21 protein-coding genes are annotated in these 21660 nt (G+C 67.3%); 11 read left to right on the top strand and 10 right to left on the bottom strand.

Annotation, left to right across the window (positions count from 1 at the left end; translation table 11 throughout):
- Positions 1 to 41 precede the first annotated feature (41 nt).
- The 4 genes from GA0070607_RS01060 (at position 42) to GA0070607_RS01045 (ending at position 3057) form a co-directional block, all read left to right on the top strand.
- Positions 42 to 500 (top strand): MarR family winged helix-turn-helix transcriptional regulator, encoded by a 459-nt coding sequence (locus tag GA0070607_RS01060; RefSeq protein ID WP_231930726.1) that lies wholly within the window; start codon positions 42 to 44, stop codon positions 498 to 500.
- On the top strand, positions 497 to 1930 hold the full coding sequence (locus GA0070607_RS01055) for an MFS transporter (protein ID WP_089016482.1): 1434 nt from the start codon (positions 497 to 499) through the stop codon (positions 1928 to 1930). The genes GA0070607_RS01060 and GA0070607_RS01055 overlap by 4 nt, the downstream gene beginning before the upstream one ends.
- Positions 1931 to 1963: 33 nt before the next feature.
- Positions 1964 to 2257 (top strand): DUF1330 domain-containing protein, encoded by a 294-nt coding sequence (locus tag GA0070607_RS01050; protein ID WP_059130497.1) that lies wholly within the window; start codon positions 1964 to 1966, stop codon positions 2255 to 2257.
- A 260-nt stretch (positions 2258 to 2517) separates the two neighbouring features.
- Positions 2518 to 3057 (top strand): DinB family protein, encoded by a 540-nt coding sequence (locus tag GA0070607_RS01045; protein ID WP_231930725.1) that lies wholly within the window; start codon positions 2518 to 2520, stop codon positions 3055 to 3057.
- 428 nt (positions 3058 to 3485) lie between these two features.
- On the opposite strand, the gene GA0070607_RS01040 is transcribed toward GA0070607_RS01045, so the two are convergent.
- On the bottom strand, positions 3486 to 4061 hold the full coding sequence (locus tag GA0070607_RS01040; RefSeq protein ID WP_089016481.1) for a TetR/AcrR family transcriptional regulator: 576 nt from the start codon (positions 4059 to 4061) through the stop codon (positions 3486 to 3488).
- Positions 4058 to 4957, bottom strand: coding sequence for an alpha/beta fold hydrolase (locus tag GA0070607_RS01035; protein ID WP_089016480.1), 900 nt, complete (start codon positions 4955 to 4957; stop codon positions 4058 to 4060). Before GA0070607_RS01035 ends, GA0070607_RS01040 begins: the two co-directional genes overlap by 4 nt.
- Before the next feature lie 171 nt (positions 4958 to 5128).
- On the opposite strand from GA0070607_RS01035, the gene GA0070607_RS32215 reads away from it, so the two are divergent.
- A complete protein-coding gene (locus GA0070607_RS32215) occupies positions 5129 to 5356 on the top strand; it encodes a hypothetical protein (protein WP_157743055.1) in 228 nt (75 codons plus the stop codon).
- Between the two features lie 85 nt (positions 5357 to 5441).
- Here the strand turns inward: GA0070607_RS32215 and GA0070607_RS01030 are convergent, their stop codons facing one another.
- On the bottom strand, positions 5442 to 6653 hold the full coding sequence (locus GA0070607_RS01030) for a low temperature requirement protein A (protein WP_089016479.1): 1212 nt from the start codon (positions 6651 to 6653) through the stop codon (positions 5442 to 5444).
- An 848-nt stretch (positions 6654 to 7501) separates the two neighbouring features.
- Positions 7502 to 8293, bottom strand: a complete 792-nt coding sequence (locus GA0070607_RS01025) for an inositol monophosphatase family protein (RefSeq protein ID WP_197701222.1) — start codon at positions 8291 to 8293, stop codon at positions 7502 to 7504.
- 186 nt (positions 8294 to 8479) lie between these two features.
- Here GA0070607_RS01025 and GA0070607_RS34050 point away from each other — a divergent pair, with 186 nt between their 5' ends.
- Positions 8480 to 8800: an HIT domain-containing protein gene (locus GA0070607_RS34050; RefSeq protein ID WP_408630862.1), complete on the top strand. Its 321-nt coding sequence runs from the start codon at positions 8480 to 8482 to the stop codon at positions 8798 to 8800.
- 32 nt (positions 8801 to 8832) lie between these two features.
- Here GA0070607_RS34050 and aceE read toward each other — a convergent pair whose 3' ends face one another.
- The 4 genes from aceE to GA0070607_RS01000 all read right to left on the bottom strand — a co-directional run bounded on the left by aceE (position 8833) and on the right by GA0070607_RS01000 (position 14928).
- Positions 8833 to 11550 carry a pyruvate dehydrogenase (acetyl-transferring), homodimeric type gene (aceE, locus tag GA0070607_RS01015; protein ID WP_089016477.1) on the bottom strand — a complete coding sequence of 906 codons (2718 nt, stop codon included), beginning with the start codon at positions 11548 to 11550 and terminating at the stop codon, positions 8833 to 8835.
- Between the two features lie 153 nt (positions 11551 to 11703).
- Entirely contained in the window at positions 11704 to 12705 is a 1002-nt protein-coding gene (locus GA0070607_RS01010) for an Acg family FMN-binding oxidoreductase (protein ID WP_089016476.1), read from the bottom strand.
- A gap of 72 nt (positions 12706 to 12777) precedes the next feature.
- A complete protein-coding gene (locus tag GA0070607_RS01005; protein ID WP_089016475.1) occupies positions 12778 to 13317 on the bottom strand; it encodes a universal stress protein in 540 nt (179 codons plus the stop codon).
- A gap of 483 nt (positions 13318 to 13800) precedes the next feature.
- Positions 13801 to 14928 (bottom strand): baeRF3 domain-containing protein, encoded by a 1128-nt coding sequence (locus tag GA0070607_RS01000; protein ID WP_089016474.1) that lies wholly within the window; start codon positions 14926 to 14928, stop codon positions 13801 to 13803.
- 229 nt (positions 14929 to 15157) lie between these two features.
- On the opposite strand from GA0070607_RS01000, the gene GA0070607_RS32210 reads away from it, so the two are divergent.
- Both GA0070607_RS32210 and GA0070607_RS00995 read left to right on the top strand, forming a co-directional pair.
- Positions 15158 to 15457, top strand: coding sequence for a hypothetical protein (locus GA0070607_RS32210; RefSeq protein ID WP_157743054.1), 300 nt, complete (start codon positions 15158 to 15160; stop codon positions 15455 to 15457).
- A 383-nt stretch (positions 15458 to 15840) separates the two neighbouring features.
- Entirely contained in the window at positions 15841 to 16971 is a 1131-nt protein-coding gene (locus GA0070607_RS00995; RefSeq protein WP_231930724.1) for a PucR family transcriptional regulator, read from the top strand.
- Between the two features lie 420 nt (positions 16972 to 17391).
- Here the strand turns inward: GA0070607_RS00995 and GA0070607_RS00990 are convergent, their stop codons facing one another.
- Positions 17392 to 17682, bottom strand: coding sequence for a DUF3040 domain-containing protein (locus GA0070607_RS00990; protein WP_089016473.1), 291 nt, complete (start codon positions 17680 to 17682; stop codon positions 17392 to 17394).
- Positions 17683 to 18181: 499 nt separating this feature from the next.
- Between GA0070607_RS00990 and GA0070607_RS00985 the strand changes: the two genes are divergently transcribed.
- The 3 genes from GA0070607_RS00985 to GA0070607_RS00975 all read left to right on the top strand — a co-directional run bounded on the left by GA0070607_RS00985 (position 18182) and on the right by GA0070607_RS00975 (position 20237).
- On the top strand, positions 18182 to 18976 hold the full coding sequence (locus GA0070607_RS00985) for an NAD(P)/FAD-dependent oxidoreductase (RefSeq protein ID WP_172898955.1): 795 nt from the start codon (positions 18182 to 18184) through the stop codon (positions 18974 to 18976).
- Positions 18977 to 19034: 58 nt separating this feature from the next.
- The gene (locus GA0070607_RS00980; RefSeq protein ID WP_089016471.1) at positions 19035 to 19388 is read left to right on the top strand and encodes an STAS domain-containing protein; all 354 of its coding nucleotides are present in this window, start codon (positions 19035 to 19037) and stop codon (positions 19386 to 19388) included.
- A 333-nt stretch (positions 19389 to 19721) separates the two neighbouring features.
- A complete protein-coding gene (locus GA0070607_RS00975; protein WP_089016470.1) occupies positions 19722 to 20237 on the top strand; it encodes a universal stress protein in 516 nt (171 codons plus the stop codon).
- 203 nt (positions 20238 to 20440) lie between these two features.
- Here GA0070607_RS00975 and GA0070607_RS00970 read toward each other — a convergent pair whose 3' ends face one another.
- The gene (locus GA0070607_RS00970; protein ID WP_089016469.1) at positions 20441 to 21655 is read right to left on the bottom strand and encodes a globin domain-containing protein; all 1215 of its coding nucleotides are present in this window, start codon (positions 21653 to 21655) and stop codon (positions 20441 to 20443) included.
- Positions 21656 to 21660 lie beyond the last annotated feature (5 nt).

Below are 21660 nucleotides of genomic sequence, written 5' to 3'. Positions count from 1 at the left end.
CTTTCCATAAGCTATGAATATAAAAAGGCTATGCTTCGAGCATGAGTCGTCAAGACACCGCTCCTGGCGCGTCCGCCGCCATCGGGGCGGCCCTCTACGGCCTGGCCACCAGGGCCGCGAGACGCCTGCCCAGGGACATGAGCCTGACGTCCGCCGCCACCCTGGCCACCCTGGACCGGACCGGCCCGCGGCGCATCACCGATCTAGCCGCGGTCGAGGGCGTCACCCAGCCCGCGATGACCGCCCTGGTCCGGGTGATGGAGGAGTCCGGCCTGGTCGAGCGGCGGGGCGACGCGTCCGACAAGCGGGTCACGCTGGTGTGCCTGACCGAGGCCGGCGCCTCCTATGTCCGGACGCGGCGCCAGGCGGGCGTCCACGCGTTCGAGCGGTTGATTGGCGAGCTCACCGGCAACGAGGTCGAGGCGCTGGTGGCGGCCCTTCCGGCGCTGAAGCATCTGGCAGAGCTCGAAAGCCAGGACCGCGAAGGGCCGAAGCAGTGACCGGGCGGTTGGTCGGCGGGGTCGCGGTGAAGGCGTTCCCGGTGGTGCGTTCCGAGGCGCGCCTGCTGGTCCCCGCCCTGATGTTCATCGCTCTGGTCGTGGCGGCGGTCGCCAGCCTCGGGACGCCGCTCATCACCAGCGTGGCGACCTCGTTCCACGTCTCGCTCGGCAGCGCGCAGTGGACGCTGACCGTCGCGCTGCTCAGCGGCGCCGTCGCCACGCCGGTCCTGGGCCGGCTCGGAGCCGGCCCGCACCGGCGGGCCACGATCCTCGCCACGCTGGCGGTCGTCGTCGCCGGCAGCGCGCTCACCGTGCTGCCGCTGCCGTTCGCGTGGCTGCTGGCCGGCAGGGCGGCCCAGGGCGTCGGGCTCGGGCTGACGGCGCTGATGATGGGCGTGGCCCGGGACCACCTCCCCGAGGAGCGCAGCGCCGCCGTGATCGCCCTGATCTCGGTGGTCTCGATCATCGGGGCCGGCGTCGGCTACCCGCTGGCCGCACTGCTCGCCGAGCTCGGCGGGGTACGGGCCGCCTACGGCCTCGGCCTGGTCGTCACCGCCGCCGCCCTCCTGACCGCGTGGCGCTCCATGCCCGAAGCCCCCGAAGGCCGCTCCGCCCACGTGGACGTGGCAGGCGCGGTCGTCCTGGCCGCTGCGCTGCTCCTGGTGCTGTTCCTCGCCGGCGAACGGAATCTGTGGAGCGGGCACCTCGCCGTGGCGGCGGGCCTCGCCGTCGTCGCGGTGGTGCTGCTCTTCGTCTGGGCCGTCATCGAGCTGCGCAGCACGACGCCCCTGGTCGATGTGCGGGCGGTGCGGCACCCGGCGGTCGCCGGGGCGAACCTCGCCATGTTCGTCGGCGGGATCGGCATGTACCTCCTGCTCACGCTCATCACCCGGTACGCGCAGACGCCGCACGGCGCCGGCTACGGCTTCGGGCTGACGACATTCGTCGCCGGGCTGGTCCTCATCCCGTTCTCGGTGCTGGGGTTCGTCGCCGGCAAGCTCACGCCGCGGGTCCGGACGCGGATCGCCGACCCCCTGCTCCTGGCCGGCAGCGCCGTCGTGGTCGGCGGCGGGTTCGCCCTGTTCGCGGCGGCCCGGTCGGACCTGGCCGAACTGTTCGCGGCGATGGGCGTGCTCGGCTTCGGCGTTGGCGGCTTCTCGGCCGCGATGCCCGGCGTCATCCTGGCCGTCACCCCCAAGAGCGAGACGTCGAGCGCCATGAGCTTCAACTACGTCGTCCGCAGCGTCGGGTACTCCCTGGGCAGCGCCATCGGCGGCCTGATCCTCGCCGCGGGCACCGGCCCCGGCCACCTCTTCCCCGACGACAGCGCCTACACCACCGCCGCGCTGGTCGGCATCGGCGCCATGGCGATCACGACGCTGACAAGCCTCGCTCTGGCCCGCCGACGCTCGTCCGAGATCAACCCGTAAGCCAGATGCACTCATCCCAACACTGGAGGTTCCATGCCCAAGGGCTACTGGGTCAGCGCCTACCGCACCATTTCAGACCCTGAGAAGCTGGCTGCTTACAACAAGCTGGCCGGTCCGGCCGTCGAGGCCGGGGGCGGTCGGATCCTCGCCCGTGGCAGTCGGGTCGTGGCGCATGACGCCGGAATCGCCGAGCGCACCGTCCTGATTGAGTTCGACAGCTTCGAGCAGGCCGTCGCGGCGCACGAGAGTGCGGCCTACCAGGAGGCGCTGGTCGCCCTCTCCGACGGCGTCGAGCGCGACTTCCGCATCGTCGAAGGCATCGACTGACCGAGGTCCAGAGAGTACGACAGCGGCCTGCCGGCGGTGTCGTACTCCGGTTGATGCTTACACGTTGACTCCGCTTGATGGGTTACGCGGTCCCCTATCCGCTGGCTACCGAATGTGAACCTCTGGCCGAAGACGCGGATGCGGCAACATTCGCTCCTAGCCGATGAGCGAGCGGCGATCGAATTCCTCCTGGCGGCCGTCGAAGTTGGTGCACCGCAACTCACTTGACTGGTGCGGTCCGCCCGCTATTGGGTGGCGCCGTGAGCAAACTGTGGACCGCCCCCGAGGACGACCCCAGGACCTTCGGTCAGCCCGTCGGCGAAAAGGCGACCTACCGGGAGTACCTCGGCAACTACCGTCTGACCATAGAGATGAAGTGCGACGGACTGGACGCCGAGCAGCTCGGCCGACGCTCGGTACCGCCCAGCACCCTGAGCTTGCTCGGCCTGGTCCGCCATTTGGCTCAGATGGAGAACCACTGGTTCCAGCGTGTGCTGCAAGGGCGGACCGACGCACCGTGCCTTTACAAGCACGAGGACGACCCGGATTGGGACTTCGGGGGCGCGGTCCCCGACCCAGTGGTGGTGAAGGACGCCTTTGCAACCTGGAAGGCCGAGATCGCCAAGGCGGACGAATGGCTCGACGCCCTCGAGGAGGCCGACCTGGGCCGCGAGGTGCCGGTCGACGGTGGCAGCCATGCCACGCGCGACGTGCTTGTCCACGTGATCGAGGAGTATGCGCGGCACGCTGGCCACGCCGACCTCCTGCGCGAGTGCATCGACGGGCGAACCGGCCTGTGACCCACCGGGGCGGTGGGTCAGCATAAGGACCGCCGTCAGGATGCAACCTCACCGTGAGGAACGGCGGTGAAGCAGAACCGGGGCAGCCCGGAGCCAGTGAGTGACAAACTGGGTGACGATCACGACGGACACCCGTGGACGCGCCAGGACGAAGTCGAATCGTCTCAGCAGTTCAGCCGATGCTTCAGGGCAGCTCGGAGGGCCGTGTTGGTTGCCTGGGGGTCATCCCTGAAGAGGCGGGGCCGTGTCAAGCGCGGACCCTGGACCGGTGGAAGGCGGTGGCGGCGCCGGCTGGGACCCCGGCCTGGCCCCGCCAGGAGGCGAGGTCGGCGCGGGTGGTGAGGGTGTCGGGGTGGTCGGGGCCGCGGAGGACCCGCAGCCGGTCGTCGAGCAAATCCTCGCCGGTGCATACGGTAGGGCCGTGCGGCTCACCGCGCGGCGAGTGCGGCGCGGTGCAGCAGGTCCACCACCGCCTCGGCCGCCGTGTGCAGGTCGAACGCCGGCTCCCGGAGGGACTGTCCGACCGCCGCGTCGATCGCGCCGCCGACCAGGATCGCCAGCATCCGTGAGTCCACGTCCGGGCGGTAGGCTCCGCTGGCCTTCGCGTCGTCGATGAGGCCGGCGAAGGGCTCCCATCGTCCCGGTGAGCCCCGGTCCCCGTCGGCGGCCTCGATGATCAGCCGAACGTGGTCCGGGTGCGCGGCCAGGTAGCCGATGAGCCCGCACACGTAGGCGTCCGCTTTGGACTCCGCCGTCGGCGCCTCGGCGATCCGTTCCGCGACGTGCCCGACGAGCGCCTCGATGACAGCGTCGTAGGCGGCGCGAATGACCGCGTCCTTGGTGGCGAAGTGGTAGATGACCGCGGCCTTGGTGATGCCGGCGGCGTCGGCGATGCGCTGCAGCGAACAGCCCGCGTACCCGTGCGCGGCGACGATGCCGACGGTCACCTCGACGAGCTGGGCGCGGCGGGCCCGCTCGGTGAAGGTCGGCGTGCGGCCCGTCACGGCGCAGCCGCCAGAAACGCGGCCACGTCGGCCGCGATCCGGTCCGGCTGCTCGCCGTTGACCGCGTGGGAGGCGCCGTCGTAGAGGTGCACGGTGCCGTGGCGGAGCGTCCCCCCGGCCTCGCGTGCCACCGCGGCCGAGTCGTGCATGACCGAGGCGCCCGCGAGGATGACGAGCACCGGCACGTCGATCGTGCCCAGCTGCTCGGCGCTGAACCGTTTCGGGGTCGGCAGCCGGATCACGTAGGATTGCATGCCCGCCTCGATCATGTCCGCGACGGCATTGTCCCGCACCGGTGCGCCGCCGGCGGTCCAGCTGTTGAAGCCGTCCCGCCACCGCTTCGGCAGCCACTTCACCGAGGCCGGCAGCGACCGCAGCACCACCCGCAATGGCAGGTCGGCGAAGGTGATCGCTGGGTCGATGAGCACCAGGCCGGCGATCTTCTCCGGCCGGCGTACGGCCGCGTTGGTCGCCGTCCAGCCGCCGATGGAGAGGCCGACGAGGTGCAGGGCGGGCTCCGGCAGGGCGGTCAGCGTCTCGTGTAGCCACAGTGCCTGGTCTTCGTTGTCGGCGAGCGGGCGGGACTGGACGCTGGCCCCGGGCTCACCCAGCAGGTCGAGGGCGTACACGGTGCGCAGGCGGCGCAGGGCCGGCAGGTTGGCGGCCCACACCGGCGAACCGGAGACCCGGCCGGGCAGCAGGACGAGCGGCGCACCGTCGGGATCCCCGCTGCCCGCGAAGCGGTACACGCGCACGGTGCCGTAGGTGGTCGGCACGTCGAGCGTGTCGTCGGGCGGCGGCAGGTCGGCCATCGCGCGGGTGTACGCGGCGAAGAAGCGTTCGCGGGCGGCGGGGGAGACGTAGTGGCCTAACCGCTTGGTTTGATTACTAACCATGCGGTTAGTGTGTCAGGTTTGGCAGGTCGCGCACCAGTACGGCAACCAGTACAGATTTCAAGCCCCAAGATCAACCCGAGGTGCTCTACAGCCTTCGGTGCCGAGAGACCCCGCGCCCGGACGGACAGTGAGCTGTCCACGCGGCTGAGACATAGCCGTCCACGCTACGGCGTGGCCGCCTACTACGCCTGGCAGGCGTACGACCTCTACAACGAGATTTCGACCTTCTACGGCAATGCCGAGGCGGGGGATGGCCACCACGGCGTAGTCCCCGATCGAACGATCGCGCGACCGTTTGGCGGAACCCTTGGATCTGATCCGTACTGTGTCGCGGGCGCGGCTCGTACTCGAAGCGGCTGGCCGGGCCGGTTTGCCGTGAAGCAGATGGCGGCGTTGTGAGCGGACCGTGACGACACGTACCACCCGCCTCGTCTATGAGGGCGATATCCGCGGCCGGTTCGTACCGGCCCGCGCGCGGCTGTAGCTATGGGCGCTGCGGGCGTAGCGTCCGCCCGCTGGGTGGTGGCGGGGTTGGCTTGCTGGGGTGGACTCGCCAGGAGACGGCATCCGACGCGGCGATCGCGGTGAGGATGATGACGGCCACCACGGCGATCAGGATCGGTGGTAGGAACGCGACCACCGGTGCCAGCACGACCAGCAGGAGCAGCCCGATCACCCGGGACAGGGCGACCCGGCTGAACGACAGGTAGTCGAGGCGGGCCCGGCCGGCCAGGTAGATCGCCGGCCCGCAGAGGATGACGGCGGACCAGACCAGGTTGGCATCGGCGAACGGGTGGGTGATGATGATCTCGTCGCCGACCGAGGTGAGCACGATGCCACCGGCCATGAGCAGGTGGGCGTACGAGGCGGACCGGCTGAACACCGCCGGCGTGGTGCTCGCCGCGATCACGGCCGGGAGCAGCAGCCCCGCCCGGTAGAAGTAGATCCGCCACAGCAGCGTGGTGATGGCGAACGTCAGCACGAACGCGATCACCCGTTCCTGGTCGAAGCCGAGCGTGGCGAACTGTCCGCCGGCCGCCAGGATCGTCTCACCGAAAGCGATGATCATGAACTGCTGGTAGCGCTCGGCGAGATGCTCCGCGCCGACCTTCTGCGTGGTGATCCGGGCCGGACCAAGCTTGGGCAGCCGGAACTCCAACGACGTCATCGCGTAGCCGAGCCCTGCCGCGAGGATCCACAGCACCAGCCGCGCGCCGCCCTCGGTGAGCGCGCCCGCGATCCACAGCACTCCCGAAAACGAGAACCAGATGAGCTGCTGCAGCGAGCCGATCGCCACCTCTCGACCGTGCAGCGCGACCGTGACGAAGGAGGCCCGGCCGACCTGGATGATGACGTAGGCGGCGGCGAAGATCATGCCGTTTTCGCCGAACGCCCTGGGTACCGCGCCCGCCATGATCAAGGTGCCGAGCATGATCGGGATGATCACGAGCTGGATCGCCGGTTGAGCGGGGTTGAGCCGGTTAGTGGTCCAGGCGGTCATGACCCAGACCCACCAGAACGCGGACAACAGGATCACGGTGTGCAGGGCACCCGACCAGGTGAGGTCGCTGAACAGGGTGTGCGACAACCGAGTCAGCGCGAACACGAAGATCACGTCGAAGAAGAGTTCGACGTAGGTCGCGCGCTGCGGCTCGCCGTGATCCCGCAGCAGGTCGCCCGTGTTGCCGGCGGTCATCGGCGCGCCCGTTCTATCAGCTTTGCGGCATTTGCTCCATTAGTCGTACCACGCTCCGCACAACTCGGGGCTCTCGCGAGAGTTCTTAGTCTCAGCCGCAACAGCATGTGCCCTCGCCGGACGGCACCCCGGCCGCTCGCTACCGAAGTCTGACTACCGGGCAATCCTCGGCATCGTCTCCATCACGTCCGGATAGCTGATGGCGACCCAGCTGCCGGCAGACCTCACGGACAGCTTGATCCGGTGGTTGGCCGAGCATGGTCCGCTGCAGGAAAGCTGTCTGATAGCAGCGGTGACAGCAAGGGGCTCGCATGGGAGCAGCCTGCACCGGAGGCCTCCGGATCGCCGCTCCGCGTGAACGGCCCCCACGAACGCAGTCGGACCAGCCGCGTAATTCTCACGGATGAGAGGTCGAGACGCTCGCGATGGCAGCCAGTCTGGCGGTGTCAGGGTGAGTGTCTAACTGAGTGACTACGGGTGCGAACAGGACCGCACAACCACGGACGTCGGCGCACGGTCCCGCAGGTGAGAGGCTCGCGCCGGCGCCGCCACCGGCCTGCTGGCGACCTCGGGCCGGCATCGGCCGGGCCGGCCGGCCACGCTCGAGGCGACCAGTACCTGAAGATTTCGGGGCTCCACCCCGAACCCCGACCCTCAGAGATGCCGCCCCGGATCACCTCGCCGGGCACCACAAGGGCTTACCAGCCTTCCCGGACGGGGCCAAGGTCGTTCCGCTGGTGAGGCGCTCCACCTTGGCCCCGTCCGGGAAGGTGGACGGTCTACGAGTGCCCGACGAGGAGATCCGCTCACCGGAAGCCGGTCTGATGCCTCACTGGCGCCAAGCCGAGTCAGCCGGTCAGGACGGGCGCTAACAGGTCCAGCAGGGCGTCATGATGGCGTCCGGTGCTGAGCAGGGCAGTTCCGTCTCCGGCAAGTAGCGGGTTGCCGTGAAGATCAGTCGCCCTTCCTCCAGCCTCCTCAAGAATCAGCGGTAGCGGTGCCAGGTCCTCGTATCCCATCTCAGGACCCGCGATCACCAACGCGTCTACCAGGCCGGTGAGCAAACCGCCGATGCCGCCCAGGTGACCGGTGATGCGCGTATGGCGATGCAGCGTGACTAGCACATCAGCGGGCCAGCCAGCCGGATTGACGAGCTCCACCCGGGCGGCGGCCAAGTCAGGGTTGTCCCGCAGCACCGGTACGAGATCCCTGCTGTCAATGCGGACACGGCACCCGCAGCCGCGGCCTGCATAGATCAGTTGGCGGGCCACTGGCTGGTTGATCACGGCAAGGGCTGGACCGTGCTCGTCCTCAAGCGCAAGGTTGGTACCGAAGATGGGGATCCGATACGCGAAGTACTTGGTGCCATCGATCGGATCGATGACCCACCGCCGGCCCGAGATGCCTGCCGTCGCACCGGTTTCCTCGCCGTAGATCTCGTCAGCCGGAAAGCGTGCCGCCAGCTCGCCACGGATCAGCGTCTCGACGGCGAGATCAGCATCCGTGACCTCAGTGCCGTCCGCCTTGATCCCGAGCGCGAAATCAGCCGCGAAAAACCTCTCGGCGGCGAGCGCGCCCGCGCGCTCTGAGAGCCCGATCGCAAACTCCAACATCGTCCGATCGAGCCGGGGCGCATTCACGCGTCCAGACTAGCCACAGCGCTCGAGCGGCTTGATCCGACTGGGCCCTACCTTGGGCCATCCACCGGCCAGTAACCGTGGCACCCAGCGGTCACGGGCGGGCAGCAGGTGCAACCACGCGGACCGCCTGCGCCTTGAAGATCAAGAACGAGTCGTGAACCAGGCTCCACGAGGAAGCGAGCTGCTGTGAGCGAGGACTTCTACTGCGAAGAGGCGCTCAGCGGCCGAACCAAAGTGACCGTAGTGGCAGAGACTGAGGAGGTTCTCGCCTTCGAGCACACCAGGCCGTTCTGGCCGGTGCACATCGTCGTGATGCCGAAGCGTCACGTGCCGTCTCTGGTTGACTTCCACGTCTGCAGCAGGCAGCCTCTCCGACCTGACACGGCACAGGGTCGGCGGCGAGCGGTCCGCATTTGGTCCGCACGAGGGCGACGACAGCGCGGCGAGGTTTGCGGAGCGGCCGGTGTCGCGTACGGGCTTGATGGGAATCGCGGTCCGTACTGTTGACGAGGCGTTGCCAGTCGGGGAGAACCGCAAGCTCATACCGGGTCGTCGTCGGGGATTGGGCCGAATGTTGCATGTGCCTTGCAGAGCCTGTCTGATTCCAGTGCTCCACTCGCGGTCAGCTCCTGAATCACGCGTAGAGCGATTGAAGGCCCATCGATACGGAAGTGGCGGCGCAGCGCCTCCCGCGTGTCGGACATGCCGAAGCCGTCGGTGCCCAGCGACGCCCACCGGTCGGGGACGAACCGAGCGATCTGATCCGGCACCGCGCGCATCCAGTCGGATACGGCCACCACGGGGCCGGGGTGTTCCTGGAGGCGCCGGGACAGGTAAGGGACACGGACCGGTTCGTCGGGATGCAGAAGGTTCCATTGGTCGGCGTCAAGGGCGTCGCGGCGTAGCTCGGTCCAGGACGTGACTGACCAGACGTCGGTGTGGATGTCCCACTCGTCGTGGAGCAAACGTTGTGCTGCCAGCGCTGCCGAAACGGTGATTCCTGAAGCCAGAATATGCGCCGTCGGGCCAGCGGCGTCGTCGGCGCCGCAGATGCGATGCATTCCGGCCAAGATGCCTTCTACGTCGACGTTCTCCGGTTCCGCCGGTTGCAGGATCGGCTCGTTGTAGAGGGTGAGGTAGTAGAAGACGTTTTCCTGCGGCTCGCCGTACATGCGGCGCAGGCCATCGCGGACGATGTGGCCGAGTTCGTACGCGTAGGCCGCGTCGTAGGCCAGGCAGGCCGGGTTGGTAGAGGCGATCAGCAGTGAGTGGCCGTCCTGGTGTTGCAGGCCCTCACCGTTGAGAGTGGTCCGGCCGGCGGTGGCGCCGAGCAGGAAGCCGCGGCTCATCTGGTCGGCGGCCGCCCAGAAGCCGTCGCCGGTGCGCTGAAACCCGAACATCGAGTAGAAGATGTACATCGGGATCATCGGTTCGCCGTGGGTCGCGTAGGACGTGCCGACGGCCGTCCACGACGCGGTGGAACCCGCTTCGGTGATCCCCTCATGCAGGAGTACGCCGCTGCGGGACTCGCGGTAGCTCAGCAGCAGATCCCTGTCCACCGACGCGTACGTCTGCCCATGCGGCGAGTAGATCTTCTTGGTCGGGAACAGAGCGTCCAGTCCGAACGTGCGACCCTCGTCCGGGATGATCGGCACGAATCGGTGGCCGATCTCAGGGTCTTTCATCAGGTCCTTGAGCAGCCGGACCAGTGCCATGGTCGTGGCTACCGGCTGGTTGCCTGATCCGCGTTTCACGCTCGCATAGGCGGCCCCACCGGGCAGGCTGAGCGGTCGACTTGTCACCATGCGGGTGGGAACGAAGCCGCCCAGCTCACGGCGCCGCTCCATCATGTACTGCCACTCGTCGGACCTCTCGCCTGGGTGGAAGTATGGCGGAAGGTTCGGGTTCTCCTTCAGTTGCTTGTCGCTGATCTCAAGGTGCAGCCGGTCCCGGAACGCCTTCAGGTCGTCCAGGGTCAGCTTCTTCATCTGGTGCGCGGCGTTGCGGGCCTCGAAGTGCGAGCCCAGCGTCCAGCCCTTGATGGTCTTGGCCAGGATCACCGTCGGCTGGCCGGTGTGCTCGGTCGCTGCCTTGTACGCCGCGTACAGCTTCTTGTAGTCGTGCCCGCCGCGCTTAAGGTTCCACACCTCGTCGTCGGTCATGTTCTCGACCAACTTGCGGGTGCGCGGGTCACGGCCGAAGAAGTTCTCCCGCACGTACGCGCCGGACTCGCCCTTGTACGTCTGGTAGTCGCCGTCGGTGGTGGTGTTCATCAGGTTGACCAGCGCACCGTCGGTGTCCGCGGCGAGCAGCGGGTCCCACTCCCGGCCCCAGACGACCTTGATGACGTTCCAGCCGGCGCCGCGGAAGAACGCCTCCAGCTCCTGGATGACCTTGCCGTTGCCGCGTACCGGGCCGTCGAGGCGCTGCAGGTTGCAGTTGACCACGAAGGTCAGATTGTCGAGCTCCTCGCGCGCCGCCACCCCGATCGCGCCGAGCGCCTCAACCTCATCCATCTCACCGTCGCCAAGGAACGCCCAGACGTGCTGCTGGCTGGTGTCCTTGATGCCGCGGTTGTGCAGGTAGCGGTTGTAGCGCGCCTGGTAGATCGCGTTCAGCGGGCCGAGACCCATGCTGACCGTCGGGAACTCCCAGAAGTTCGGCATGAGCCGGGGGTGCGGGTACGACGGCAGGGCGCCACCCGGGTGCGAGAGCTCCTGGCGGAAGCCGTCCAGGTCGTTCTCGCCGAGCCGGCCCTCCAAGTACGCGCGCGCGTACATGCCTGGGGACGCGTGGCCCTGGAAGAAGATGTGGTCGCCGCCGCCCGGGTAGTCCTTGCCGCGGAAGAAGTGGTTCATGCCGACCTCGTAGAGGCTGGCCGACGACGCGTACGTGGAGATGTGCCCGCCGACCCCGATCTCCGGCCGCTGTGCGCGGTGCACCAACATCGCGGCGTTCCACCGGATGTACGCCCGGATCCGCCGCTCGACGAACTCGTCACCTGGGAACCAGGGCTCCTGCTCCGGCGAGATCGTGTTGACGTAATCCGTCGACGTCAGCGGCGGCACCCCGACCCGTCGCTCCCGAGCCCGTTCGAGCAGGCGCAACATCACGTAGCGGGCGCGCTTGGGGCCACCTTTGTCGATGACTCCGTCGAGCGACTCGACCCACTCGCGGGTTTCCTCGGGGTCGATGTCCGGAAGTTGGCTCGCCAGGCCGTCGCTGATCACCGGGCGCCGTTTCGGCGTGTGGTTCATCGTCATCCTGTTCTAGACGTCGGCGGTGTTGCAGCCGTGGCGGATATGGTCCTGACGTGCACGGACGGATGTTCGCGCTGCTGCCCGGTTCATCTGCACGCGACCCGCTCGATCGGCTCTGGTGGATCAGAAAGTGCTGTTGCGGGTGGGGCGTCACGTCGTCCAGGGGACTGCGTCGATGAGCTGAGCAGCCGGGAGGCGGGGCGTACGCGGCGGCGTACCGGACTGCGGTTCGGCAATGCCGAGCCGCAATGCCAGATAGGGATGGTCGAAGGTCCGCAGCATGCGTCGCAGGGCTTCCCGGGTGGCAGGCACCGAGACGACATCGCTGAGCGGCAGCACCGACACATTCAGCGCGGTGGCGGTGAGCCACACCGTCGACAGGGCTTCACCGGCCTCCAGCCAGCGCTCGGCAACATCTTCGTCGCCGTAGAGCAACGCGTAGGTCGCCGCGCGGTCATGCCCTGACCCGATGGGTAGCGTCCCTGGGTGACCGAAGCGACGGCCTGGCACCGACGTCTGCGGACAGTGGTCTGGCAGTACAGCAGCGGGTAGTCCTGAGCCCTCGGGCATCGTTCTGCTGGTCCAGTACTCCAGTTCGGCGCGCGCGAATGCGTCCTTCGCTGCCACGGTGACGGCCCTTGAGGCGGCCGCCGACAGGTCAAGCACCTGATCGGGGGATAGCACGTGCAGTCGTACGCGCCCATCGGCCGATGCGGCGACGGCGCGGATGACAGCTGGGGAGAGGGGTTGTTCGCTGACGGGCCGCCGGTCGGTGTACCGCCTGCGCATGGCGTGCGCCTGATGTTGCGCCTTCGGAGTGATCTCGACGCGATCGAAGGATGTCAGCGTGGCGAGCAGTTCAGGCGTCGATGTACTCGACGTTCGGCGGATGTGCGATACCCAGCCCTGAGCAGCGAGGGAGACGCGGACGTGATCAAGGACCACTCCGCAACTGAGCATCAGCAGCCTGCCGTCCGGGTCCATGGCGCTCAGCTGACGGCTGCGATCGGCGAACAGCTCCAACCGTGCGGGATGCACGCGCCAGCGCCATGGCTGCGTGTTGAGCACGGACGGCGCATGGCGGACGGCCTGAATCGCTGCGTCGACAAGTGCGTCGGTCAGTTGCTCGGTGTACGAGGTCGAGGAGCTCATCTCTTGTCCTTCGTGGTGGCGTCATCTCCAGCGGTCGATGCCCCTGGGCAGGGGTGGGGCTCGGCTAGAGCGTCATTCCTTCGGCCGGATGCGGAGCTTCCCTGCCGGCTCGTCGGCGTGGGCGCCTGCCGCAAGCACGCCCGGTGTCGCCGGCACGATCAGCACCGGGCATGGGGCGTGTTGCAGGCATTCGTGACTTACCGAGCCCCGTACCAACCCCGCGATCCTTCCGTGGGCGGGTCCGCCCAGAACGAGCAGCTGAGCTGAGCCGGCGGCACGCAGGAGTTCCGCGACCGGACGACCTCGCAGTACGCGCGGCTTTATCGGTGCCGATCGTCCGCGGTCGTCGATGACCTCCACGAGGGTGTCCATCAGCACTGTGTCCGCGGCGGCGGCCAGATCCTCGCCGGCGACGGCGATCGATGCGCACTCGTAGCCGTAGTAGAACCCTGCCTCCGGTGCCCACACGATGACCGTCTCCACGGTGGCCGTCGTTCGTTCCGCCTGGTCCAAGGCCCATCGCAGAGCGGCTTTCGAACCTGGTGAACCGTCAACGCCGACGACGATCGGTCGTCGGTCCGGCTGCTGCGGACTGCGGTTGTGGATCATCATGCGCCTCCTGTCCTGGGGGCCCGTGTCCGGCTGCCATACCTGGCGCGCGTTAGGAACGGAGCGCGCTGTTTCGGCGCACGCTCTTTGATCTGTCGCGCTGCTTGAGGCAGATGACCAAGCCCACGAGCACCCACAACCACCTTGGCCTCGGGTTCCTTGGCCGTGTCGATCCTCGAATTCAGCATCCGCGTCCCCCTGATCGGTGGGTAGAGCCACCGATGACCAATACGGGTAGACGAATCTGCCGAGGATCGGCAAAGTCGATCCGGTCAGCACGGGCAAGGCGACTCGCCTTCAAGGCGTTTCGCCGGCGACCAGGGATTTCTTGCCGGGCGTCGGCAGCGAGCGGCGTTGTCCTGGAACTACTGAGGTAGCGGCACGACGTTGCCTGCTTCGAGCCCCACATCAGCGCGGAGAGCGTGCACCTGCGCACCAGTCCGTTTCACGCTCTGGCCGGCCGGCACACCGCGCTGGTCTGCGACCTCAATATCTCAGCATCGCGGCGGCTGAGGTGACATCAGGCATCCGTGATCGTGAAACCGTGTATACCGCGCCGCCGTGACGGAGCGTCGCCACAGCAGCGAGATCGAGATGCTCCTTGTGGAACGAAACCGAGGTGTGTCGGACCGACGGTCCTGCGGGGAGCGAGGCGTCGCCGCAGGCCCTGTCGGCGCAGAGAAACAAAGTCTCGATGCGTCCCTGCTCCGCGAAGGCGAGAATTTCGGCCGGTTCGGTATGGGTGCGGTCGGTGCCGAGCAATGCCCGGTACGCCGCCACGGCAGCAACCTCATCCTTGCGTAACGTCGGCTCCACGAGCGGCCAGGCACGTCGGTGTAGCTGCGCGGCGCTCAAGTCCCAGGGGCCTCCGTCGATTCCCGTGTCCAGGAGCCGGGGATGGGTGTTGACCTGCCGGTAAAGCTGTTGCGTGGATCGTACGCCCGCCAGCAAGAGGGGGGCGTCCTCGTCGTCGAGCACTTTCGTCAGAGCTCGATCAACGCGGCGAAGATGTTCGATTATCAACGGCGCCGAATCGGCGTCATTGCCGTTGAACCCCGCGCGTGGGTCGCCAGCGCGATCGACAAGGAACGCGTGGGCTCTCATCGGCTGACGGCGCGGCATGGTCAGCCACATGGCCAACGGCAGACCGTCGAGCGTCACCTCGTCAACGTCGAAGCGCGACCCGCGGAACAGGCGGATCTCTTCTTGATTCAGGGCCAGGATGTAGAAGTGGCCGCCGGCTGTGAGTAGGGAGAGAAGCGGTCGTACGGCGAACCGGTCACCGACCGTAACCAATTCCGGTAGCCGGATCGGAACCCTGACAGGCTGGAGCGAGCCGGCGCTGAGGAACAACGCAAGTCCGTCGCTCGGCCGTTGCCACAACCACACGCGGTGCAGGAGATCGCGTGCCGGTGCAAGGATCGCGTCGACCTCGGTGCCGGGTGTACCTTCGTGGCGAAGCACCTGCTGGGCGTGGCGCACCAGATTCTTGAGCCGGATGCGGTTGCGGTCGCTCTGTGGCCCGCCGCGATGGGTCGGGAGGAACATCGAGACCCGTACGCCACCGCTGTCGTCAGCCAGCCTCAGCAGATCCTCCCTCTTGAAAAGATCCATCCCAGCCTCTCATCGGGTCGTGCACCGGTACGAAGAGAGTCCGGGACGTGCCCCGGCGGTGAGCGGCTGCCGGACTCTGTGCGTTCACCCATCGTCACCGATGGTCCGGACGGGGAAACAGGCGTGTGACGGCCAGATAAAGCAGACCTACACTGCCGACCCTCGGAAATCCTTGACCGACGCAGACGCTGGAACATCGACCTAATTCGCTATATGGTCTCCTTCCGTCATGCTCTTCATTGCCGAAGATCGGCAATCTGAACAGCCGCTAGTCGCCGTCGACCGTTCTGTTGGAGACCTGACGCCGCGCGGCAAGGTGGAGTCCGACGTCGATGGAGGTGGACTGCGAGCTCATGAATTCGCCTCGGTGGGAGGCAGCGAGCATGCCGGTCGCATGCCTGCGACCGGCATGCTGTATCGGCGGGATGAGCGGCTCGGGTGGTCGCCGCCGCGGGTCGGCGGAGCCGCCGGACCGTTGGTGGCAGGTGGCGACATCTCGTGCGAATGCCGAACATATGTGCAGCCGTGAGTTCGTCGCCTGGGTCGATGACCTGGTTGTTGATGGGCGTACGGCCTCGACGGTGATCACGTGCAGTGAGAGTATGTGCTGGCGCTGTCACCGCCGGCTGATCTCCGACCATCTGGTTCTCGTTCCTGGGATTGCGGTATGGCACCTCAATCATCATGGCAGGCTCGCCGAACTTCGGTTCGCCGCGGGAGTGCGTGTGGCGTCGTCAAAAAACTGGTATATGACGTGCTGTGAGCGAAGCCTGACAGACGCTCGAGAAAGTGCGGAACGTGATGGCATCTGGATTTCGGAACAGCGCGTCGGCAGCCTCGGTGGCCGAATCGGACGACCATTGGCTCCACGAGGTCGCAGCAGGGGCGAGCCGAGACGCGGGAGGTGTCTCGGTGGAACTGCTCGGCGATTACCTCGGCCTGTTGGCAGATGCGGCGATAACGGGGCGGAGACCGAAACGGTCCGAACTGGATGCTGTGGAGGTCTTGGGACGCCGGGCTGCGGAGCAGGGCGTTTCGGCTGGGCGGGTGGTTCAGCTCTATCTGTCGGCGGCACGTCGGCTGTGGCAGGATTTGCCGATTGTCGTGCGTAGCCGCGACCGTGAAGCGGTCCGGGCGGCTGCGGCCGCCGTGCTGTACGTCATCGACGATGCGGTGGCGACTCTTGCCGAGGGCTATGCGACGGCTCGCCGGGACCTCGTCCGTCGGGAAGAGACCCTTCGTCGCGAGCTGATCGACGACCTACTTCGCGGCGACCCCGACCTGGGTGCGTTGGTCGATCGGGCTGAACCGTTCGGTCTCGACCTGGCTCGCGTCCATCAAGTGGCATTGGCCGCACCGAGTCGCCGGCTTCCCGACACCGACGCCGCTATCACGGCGCTCGAGTCGGTCATCTTCGACCGGCTGGGTGATCGTGACGTGCTTGTCGCCACCAAGAATGGCCTCCTGGTGGTCTTGGCTCCTGCGGACGCCATCGATGCGGTGCGGATACCGTCGGGTCGGGATGCGACCACGGAGCTCGGCCGTTTGATGCACGACCAACTGCGCCGTCTTCCGCGCGGCCGGCCGTGGCAGGTAGCCGTCGGCCGTCCGCATCCAGGGCTGTACGGCATCGCTCGTTCCTACGAGGAGGCTCGTGAGGCCTTGACCATGGCGGCGCGACTGCGGGTGGGCAGCCCGGTTGTCAGTGCACGAGACCTGCTCATCTATCGGGTGTTACTGCGCGATCAGCCGGCAATCGTTGAACTGGTGCATGCGGTGCTCAGCCCTCTCACGCAAGCTCGAGGCGGGGGAGAGTCACTACTGGCAACACTGGAGGCGTATTTCGATACGGGCGGCGTGGCAACGGAGTCGGCAAAACGCATCCACGTGTCGGTGCGTACGGTGACGTATCGTCTCCAACGTATCAAAATGCTCACCGGATACAACCCGTTCGACCCGGCTCACCGCTTTACTTTGCAGGCAGCCCTGCTCGGGGCGCGTGCACTCAACTGGCCACAACAAGAGCTACCGACGCCGGGCTAGCTAGAGCTACAACGAGAACGTTGTGTACCGCAGCTACGGCGGCTCACCAGTTCGATGGCGGATCGCTTGCCGGAAAGGAATCCTTACCCCACGCGTCGACGATGTCGTCGACTGAATCTTCCGAGAATGTATCGGTCCGAGCGGGACGCGGACAAGCCTCGAACGTGTGGTGACCGATCAAGAAGATCGGATGTTCCTCGTCGTGTCCAAGCGTTAGTGGCACTGTCGCGCTCCTTCTGTTCCGTTGCAGATTACTTCGACGACCATAAAACTGCCTCTGCATGACTGACGGCGATCGGTCTTGGCCAACTTGATGGCATTGATGCATTCCTTGTGCGACAGTTGTCCTCGAAGGCCGCAACGTGCAACTTGTACGTATGTCGGAGTTCGTTCGCGGTGATCATAAATTTCTCGGTGCATTCAGGGGCGCGCCGAAAGCCGCTGAATTCTGAGGCGCCAGGAGTCATTGAGCCACAGACCGGCACCAATAACGGCGATGGTCGCTGCCAGGGCGGCTACCCATGCGTTGATCATCAACACGGCGAGGCACATGATCAGCGCACTCATGATGAGCCAGCCGCGCCCCGTCATGCCCCACCGCCTCGACCGCCACCGACTCCGATCACTGAAGCTCCTCACAAAAAGAGGATCCTCGGTCTGCAGGTTCAGCTCGATTTCGGTCAGTTTTCGCTGCTCGGCATCGCTCAGCATGATGTCGCCCTGCCTTTCCCCACTGGGTGACCGTGTGCGGCGTAAGCGCTGGTTGCCCCTCGCCGACCGCGCACGCGTCTATGTCTCCTACGCGTTCAGCATCACGCGGTGGCGCTGGACGCAAGCCCATCGGTCGCGAGTCGACGTTGTCTAACAGCAGTTTTCATGCTGCGAGGTACGGTGAACAGTCGATGGATCGGTCAATTCGATGGTCGTAATTTGCCGAGCTCCGGTAAGGCGGTCCGAGGGCTTTCGGCGACCAGCCTGTCCGCGCCGGCACGACGACCTGCGGTTCGGATAGCCATCCCAGGTGTCTGCGGCATCGACAGGCAGGCCGTGACCATGGCGCCATCAACCACTGCTCCCCAGCTTGCCCGGACAGTTGGTTGCCGGCCGCCAGCAGGAAGCGAGCCCGCAGGTTCGCCGGTGCCTACCCTGTCGGCGCGCTGGCGCGCCTGGGGATGGTGGATGTTGGCCTAACGCAGAGATGAGGAACGGCATGCCTTCCGCATATCAAGGGCACGGTCCTACGGACGACGTTGCCGTCATCGGGGCGGGGATGGTGGGCCTGTCCACCGCCTGGTTCCTGCAGGAGATCGACGCGGGCGTCACCGTCTACGAGCGGGACCACGTCGGTGCCGGCGCCTCCTGGGGCAATGCGGGGTGGCTGACGCCGGCGCTTACCGCGCCGCTGCCGGAACCGTCGGTCCTCCGGTACGGGCTGCGTGCGGTGCTGAGCCCTCGGGCACCGGTGTATCCGCCGCCTCGCGCCGACAGCGACCTGGCGCGGTTCCTTGCCGGGTACGTCCGGCGCTGCGCTGGCCGGCAGTGGCGGCGTGGCATGGCCACCTACGTGCCGGTCAACGCGCGGGCGCTGGACGCGTTCGATGCGCTGGCCGCGGGCAACGTGACCGCGCGGACGCAGCCCACGGGTGCCTTTCTGGCCTGTTTCGGCCGCGAGCGCGACGCCCGGCGCCTGGTGGCCGAGCTGGGGCAGCTCGCCGTCGCCGGCCAGCAGCTCGACTACGTTCCGATTTCCGGGCGGCGCGCACGAGCCATGGAACGAGCCCTGACCGACCGGGTCGCGGCGGCCGTGGAGATTCGCGGGCAACGCTTCCGGCACCCGCCGGAGTTTGTCCGGTCTCTGGCCGAGGCGGTCCGCTCTCGGGGGTGTCGAAGCGACCGTCCGCCGCCTGAAGGCGCGCGTGCATTGCGTTGCCGCTGGGCGCGGCGCCGCGCCCAGTGGCGCAGGCCGTCGCCGCGATGGCGGGTCCGCCACCCGGCTATCGCCTGAATCGTCACCTGTGTCACCCCGCGCAGACACTTGGAAGGCACCGCACGAAGGAGGCGTCATGCTGTTCTCGCTCACCCGCGACCCGTACCGCGACGGTCAGAAGGTGCTGTGCCCGATCGGTGAGATGGACCTGAACACCGTCGGGCACCTGCGTGGCGTGCTGACCGCGTCCCTGTGCGATCCAGCGGTCTCCAGTCTGCTGATCGACATGTCCTGCGTGACCTTCCTCGACTGCGCCGGCATCGGCGCCCTCGTCGAGGCCCGGCAAACCGCGGAACGGCACCGCAAGCGGTACGGCGTCATCCACCCCCGAGGTCTCCCGCGGCGAGTCCTGGAACTCAGCGGAGTCCTGTCATATCTGAGCCCCACAACACCACACCGCGACCGCGGACTTCAAGCCGCGGTCGCTTGAGTCGATCGACGCCTTAGCAGCCACCTTCTATGCCCCGGCATCGGCATACCTCAGCCAAGAACAAACAACTGCACGGCTGCCGTCCCCAGGCCCGCCGGCAGTAGCGGGGCACCCACGTCACTACGGAGGTCCCCGTGAACGCCCCTGTCATCGTCGGCTTCGACGGTCCGCAGCTGCCCGCTCCGCTGTGAACTACGGTGCCCGGGAAGCGCAGCGACGCGACTGTCCTCTGCAGGTCATCCACTGCAGGTCATCCACGCGCTGGGCTGGCCGGTCATCCTCCCACCCTTCCATGCCCCCTACAACCAGCACGGCCAAGGACCGCGTGCAGCGATGCTGGATCTGTTGGCCAAGGTCGCCCACGAAGCCCAGGAAGCGCATCAACACCTCTCACTGGCGACTCATCTGCTCGACGGATCCGCCAGCGCAGTCCTCCTCGATGCCTCACGCTCCGCTCAACTACTCGTCGTCGGGCACCGCGGCTCCGGCGGGTTCGCCGAGCTGTTGACCGATTCGATCGCCACCCAAGTCGCCGGACACTCGTGTTGCCCGGTCGTGATCCTGCGCGGCGATGACCGCCCGTCCGGCAACGGACCGATCGTGGTCGGCACCGATGGTTCATCCGGATCCCGCACCGTGGCGGACGCCGCCTTCACCCAGGCTCGGCTCCGCGACGCCGAACTGATCCTCGCCTATCAATCGGCAGGCACAAGCCCGACCGGCGCCATCGCGACCAGCGACGTACCGTTCTGGTCCGCGGCGGGCGCGCACGGGATCAGCGTGCGGTACCCGAATGTATCGAGTACCGCACCGAAGTGGTGTCGGGGGATTCCGCTGCCGCAGCATTGATGACTCTCAGCCGTCGAATTTCGGCCAGTCTGCTCGTTGTGCCCGGTGATGGTGGTCCCGTCGGACCGCGACGCGGATTGACAGGTCAAGGCCAAGCATGGCAGCTCCGGCGTGGGACACAACCTCCGACGAGGTTCGTCCCACCCCGGATGCGTCAACCATGCAGATCAGCTCCGGCGGCAGCGTCTATGAGTAGGTGTTGATCAGACGGTTGCGGGGACCGGGGTGGACCGCCATTGTTCGGAGCCGAAGACTTCGTAGCGGATCTGCTCGTCGTTCACCCCACGGCGGTGTAACCCGGCGCGCACCGCTTGCATGAATGGCACCGGGCCGCACAGGTAGACGTCGGCGCCGGGGTCGAGCGGGATGCTGTCGGTGTCGATGAAGCCCTGGTTCGCACCTGGGACGTCGCTCGCTTCCTCGTACCAGACGACCGCGGTGAAGGATGTCAGCCGGGAGCCGTGGCTGTGCATGTCCAGGCGAAGCGGGTGTCGTTCGGGGTTGCGGTCGGCGTGCACGATAGTGACTTCGCGGGTCGGCTGGGTGCGGGCCACATGATCCAGGATCGCGGCCATCGGGGTGATGCCCACCCCGGCGCTTACCAGGACCAGCGGCGCAGTGCTGTCGCGCAGCGTCAGGTCGCCGTACGGGTGGCTCAGCCGGAGCCGGGAGCCGGCGCTCACCCTGTCGTGCAGGAAGCTGGAGACCATGCCGTCCGGGGTGCCGCCGCTGCCGCGTACCCGGCGGACGGTGATCCGCAGGGTGCCGCCGGTGGCTGCCTGGGAGAGGGAGTACTGCCGCAGCTGGCGGCTGCCGTCCGGCAGGTCGGCGGCGACCGTCACGTACTGGCCCGGCAGGAAGGCGGGAGCCGGCCGCCCGTCGGCGGGGGTCAGGATGAACGACACCGTGTCGTGCGCTTCGGCGATCTTCTTCGCTACCACGTACTCGCGCCACGGGTCGGCGCCATCGACTCCGGCCTCGGCGTAGAGGCGTGCCTCGCGACCGATCAGCCGGGCGGCGAAAAGCCAGTAGACCTCGTCCCATGCGGCGGCGACCGCCGGGGTGACCGCGTCGCCGAGCACGGCGCCGACGGCGCCCATCAGGTAGCGACCGACCGTGGTGTACTGCTCCGGGCGGATGCCCAGCGCACAGTGCCGCTGCGCGATGCGTTCGACGATGTGGTCGAAGACCACGGCGTCCGGTCCCGCTCCGACGAGGTGCGTGGCGAACGCGGCCACCGCGCCGGCCAAGGCGCTCTTCTGCTCACCGGTGGCCTGCGCGCTGCGGCTGAACAGATTGAGCAGCTCCGGGTTCTCGCCGAGCATCGTGTCGTAGAAGATTCCGGAGATCTGGTCGAGGTGCCTGCCGACGATCGGCAGGGTGGCCTCGATGACCGGGACACTGGTGGGAGACAGCATGGTTC

The sequence above is a fragment of the Micromonospora coriariae genome (assembly GCF_900091455.1).
GTDB lineage: Bacteria > Actinomycetota > Actinomycetes > Mycobacteriales > Micromonosporaceae > Micromonospora > Micromonospora coriariae.
The sequence above is the reverse complement of the archived record's forward strand: the minus strand, read 5'-3'. Positions and strand labels throughout refer to the sequence as shown.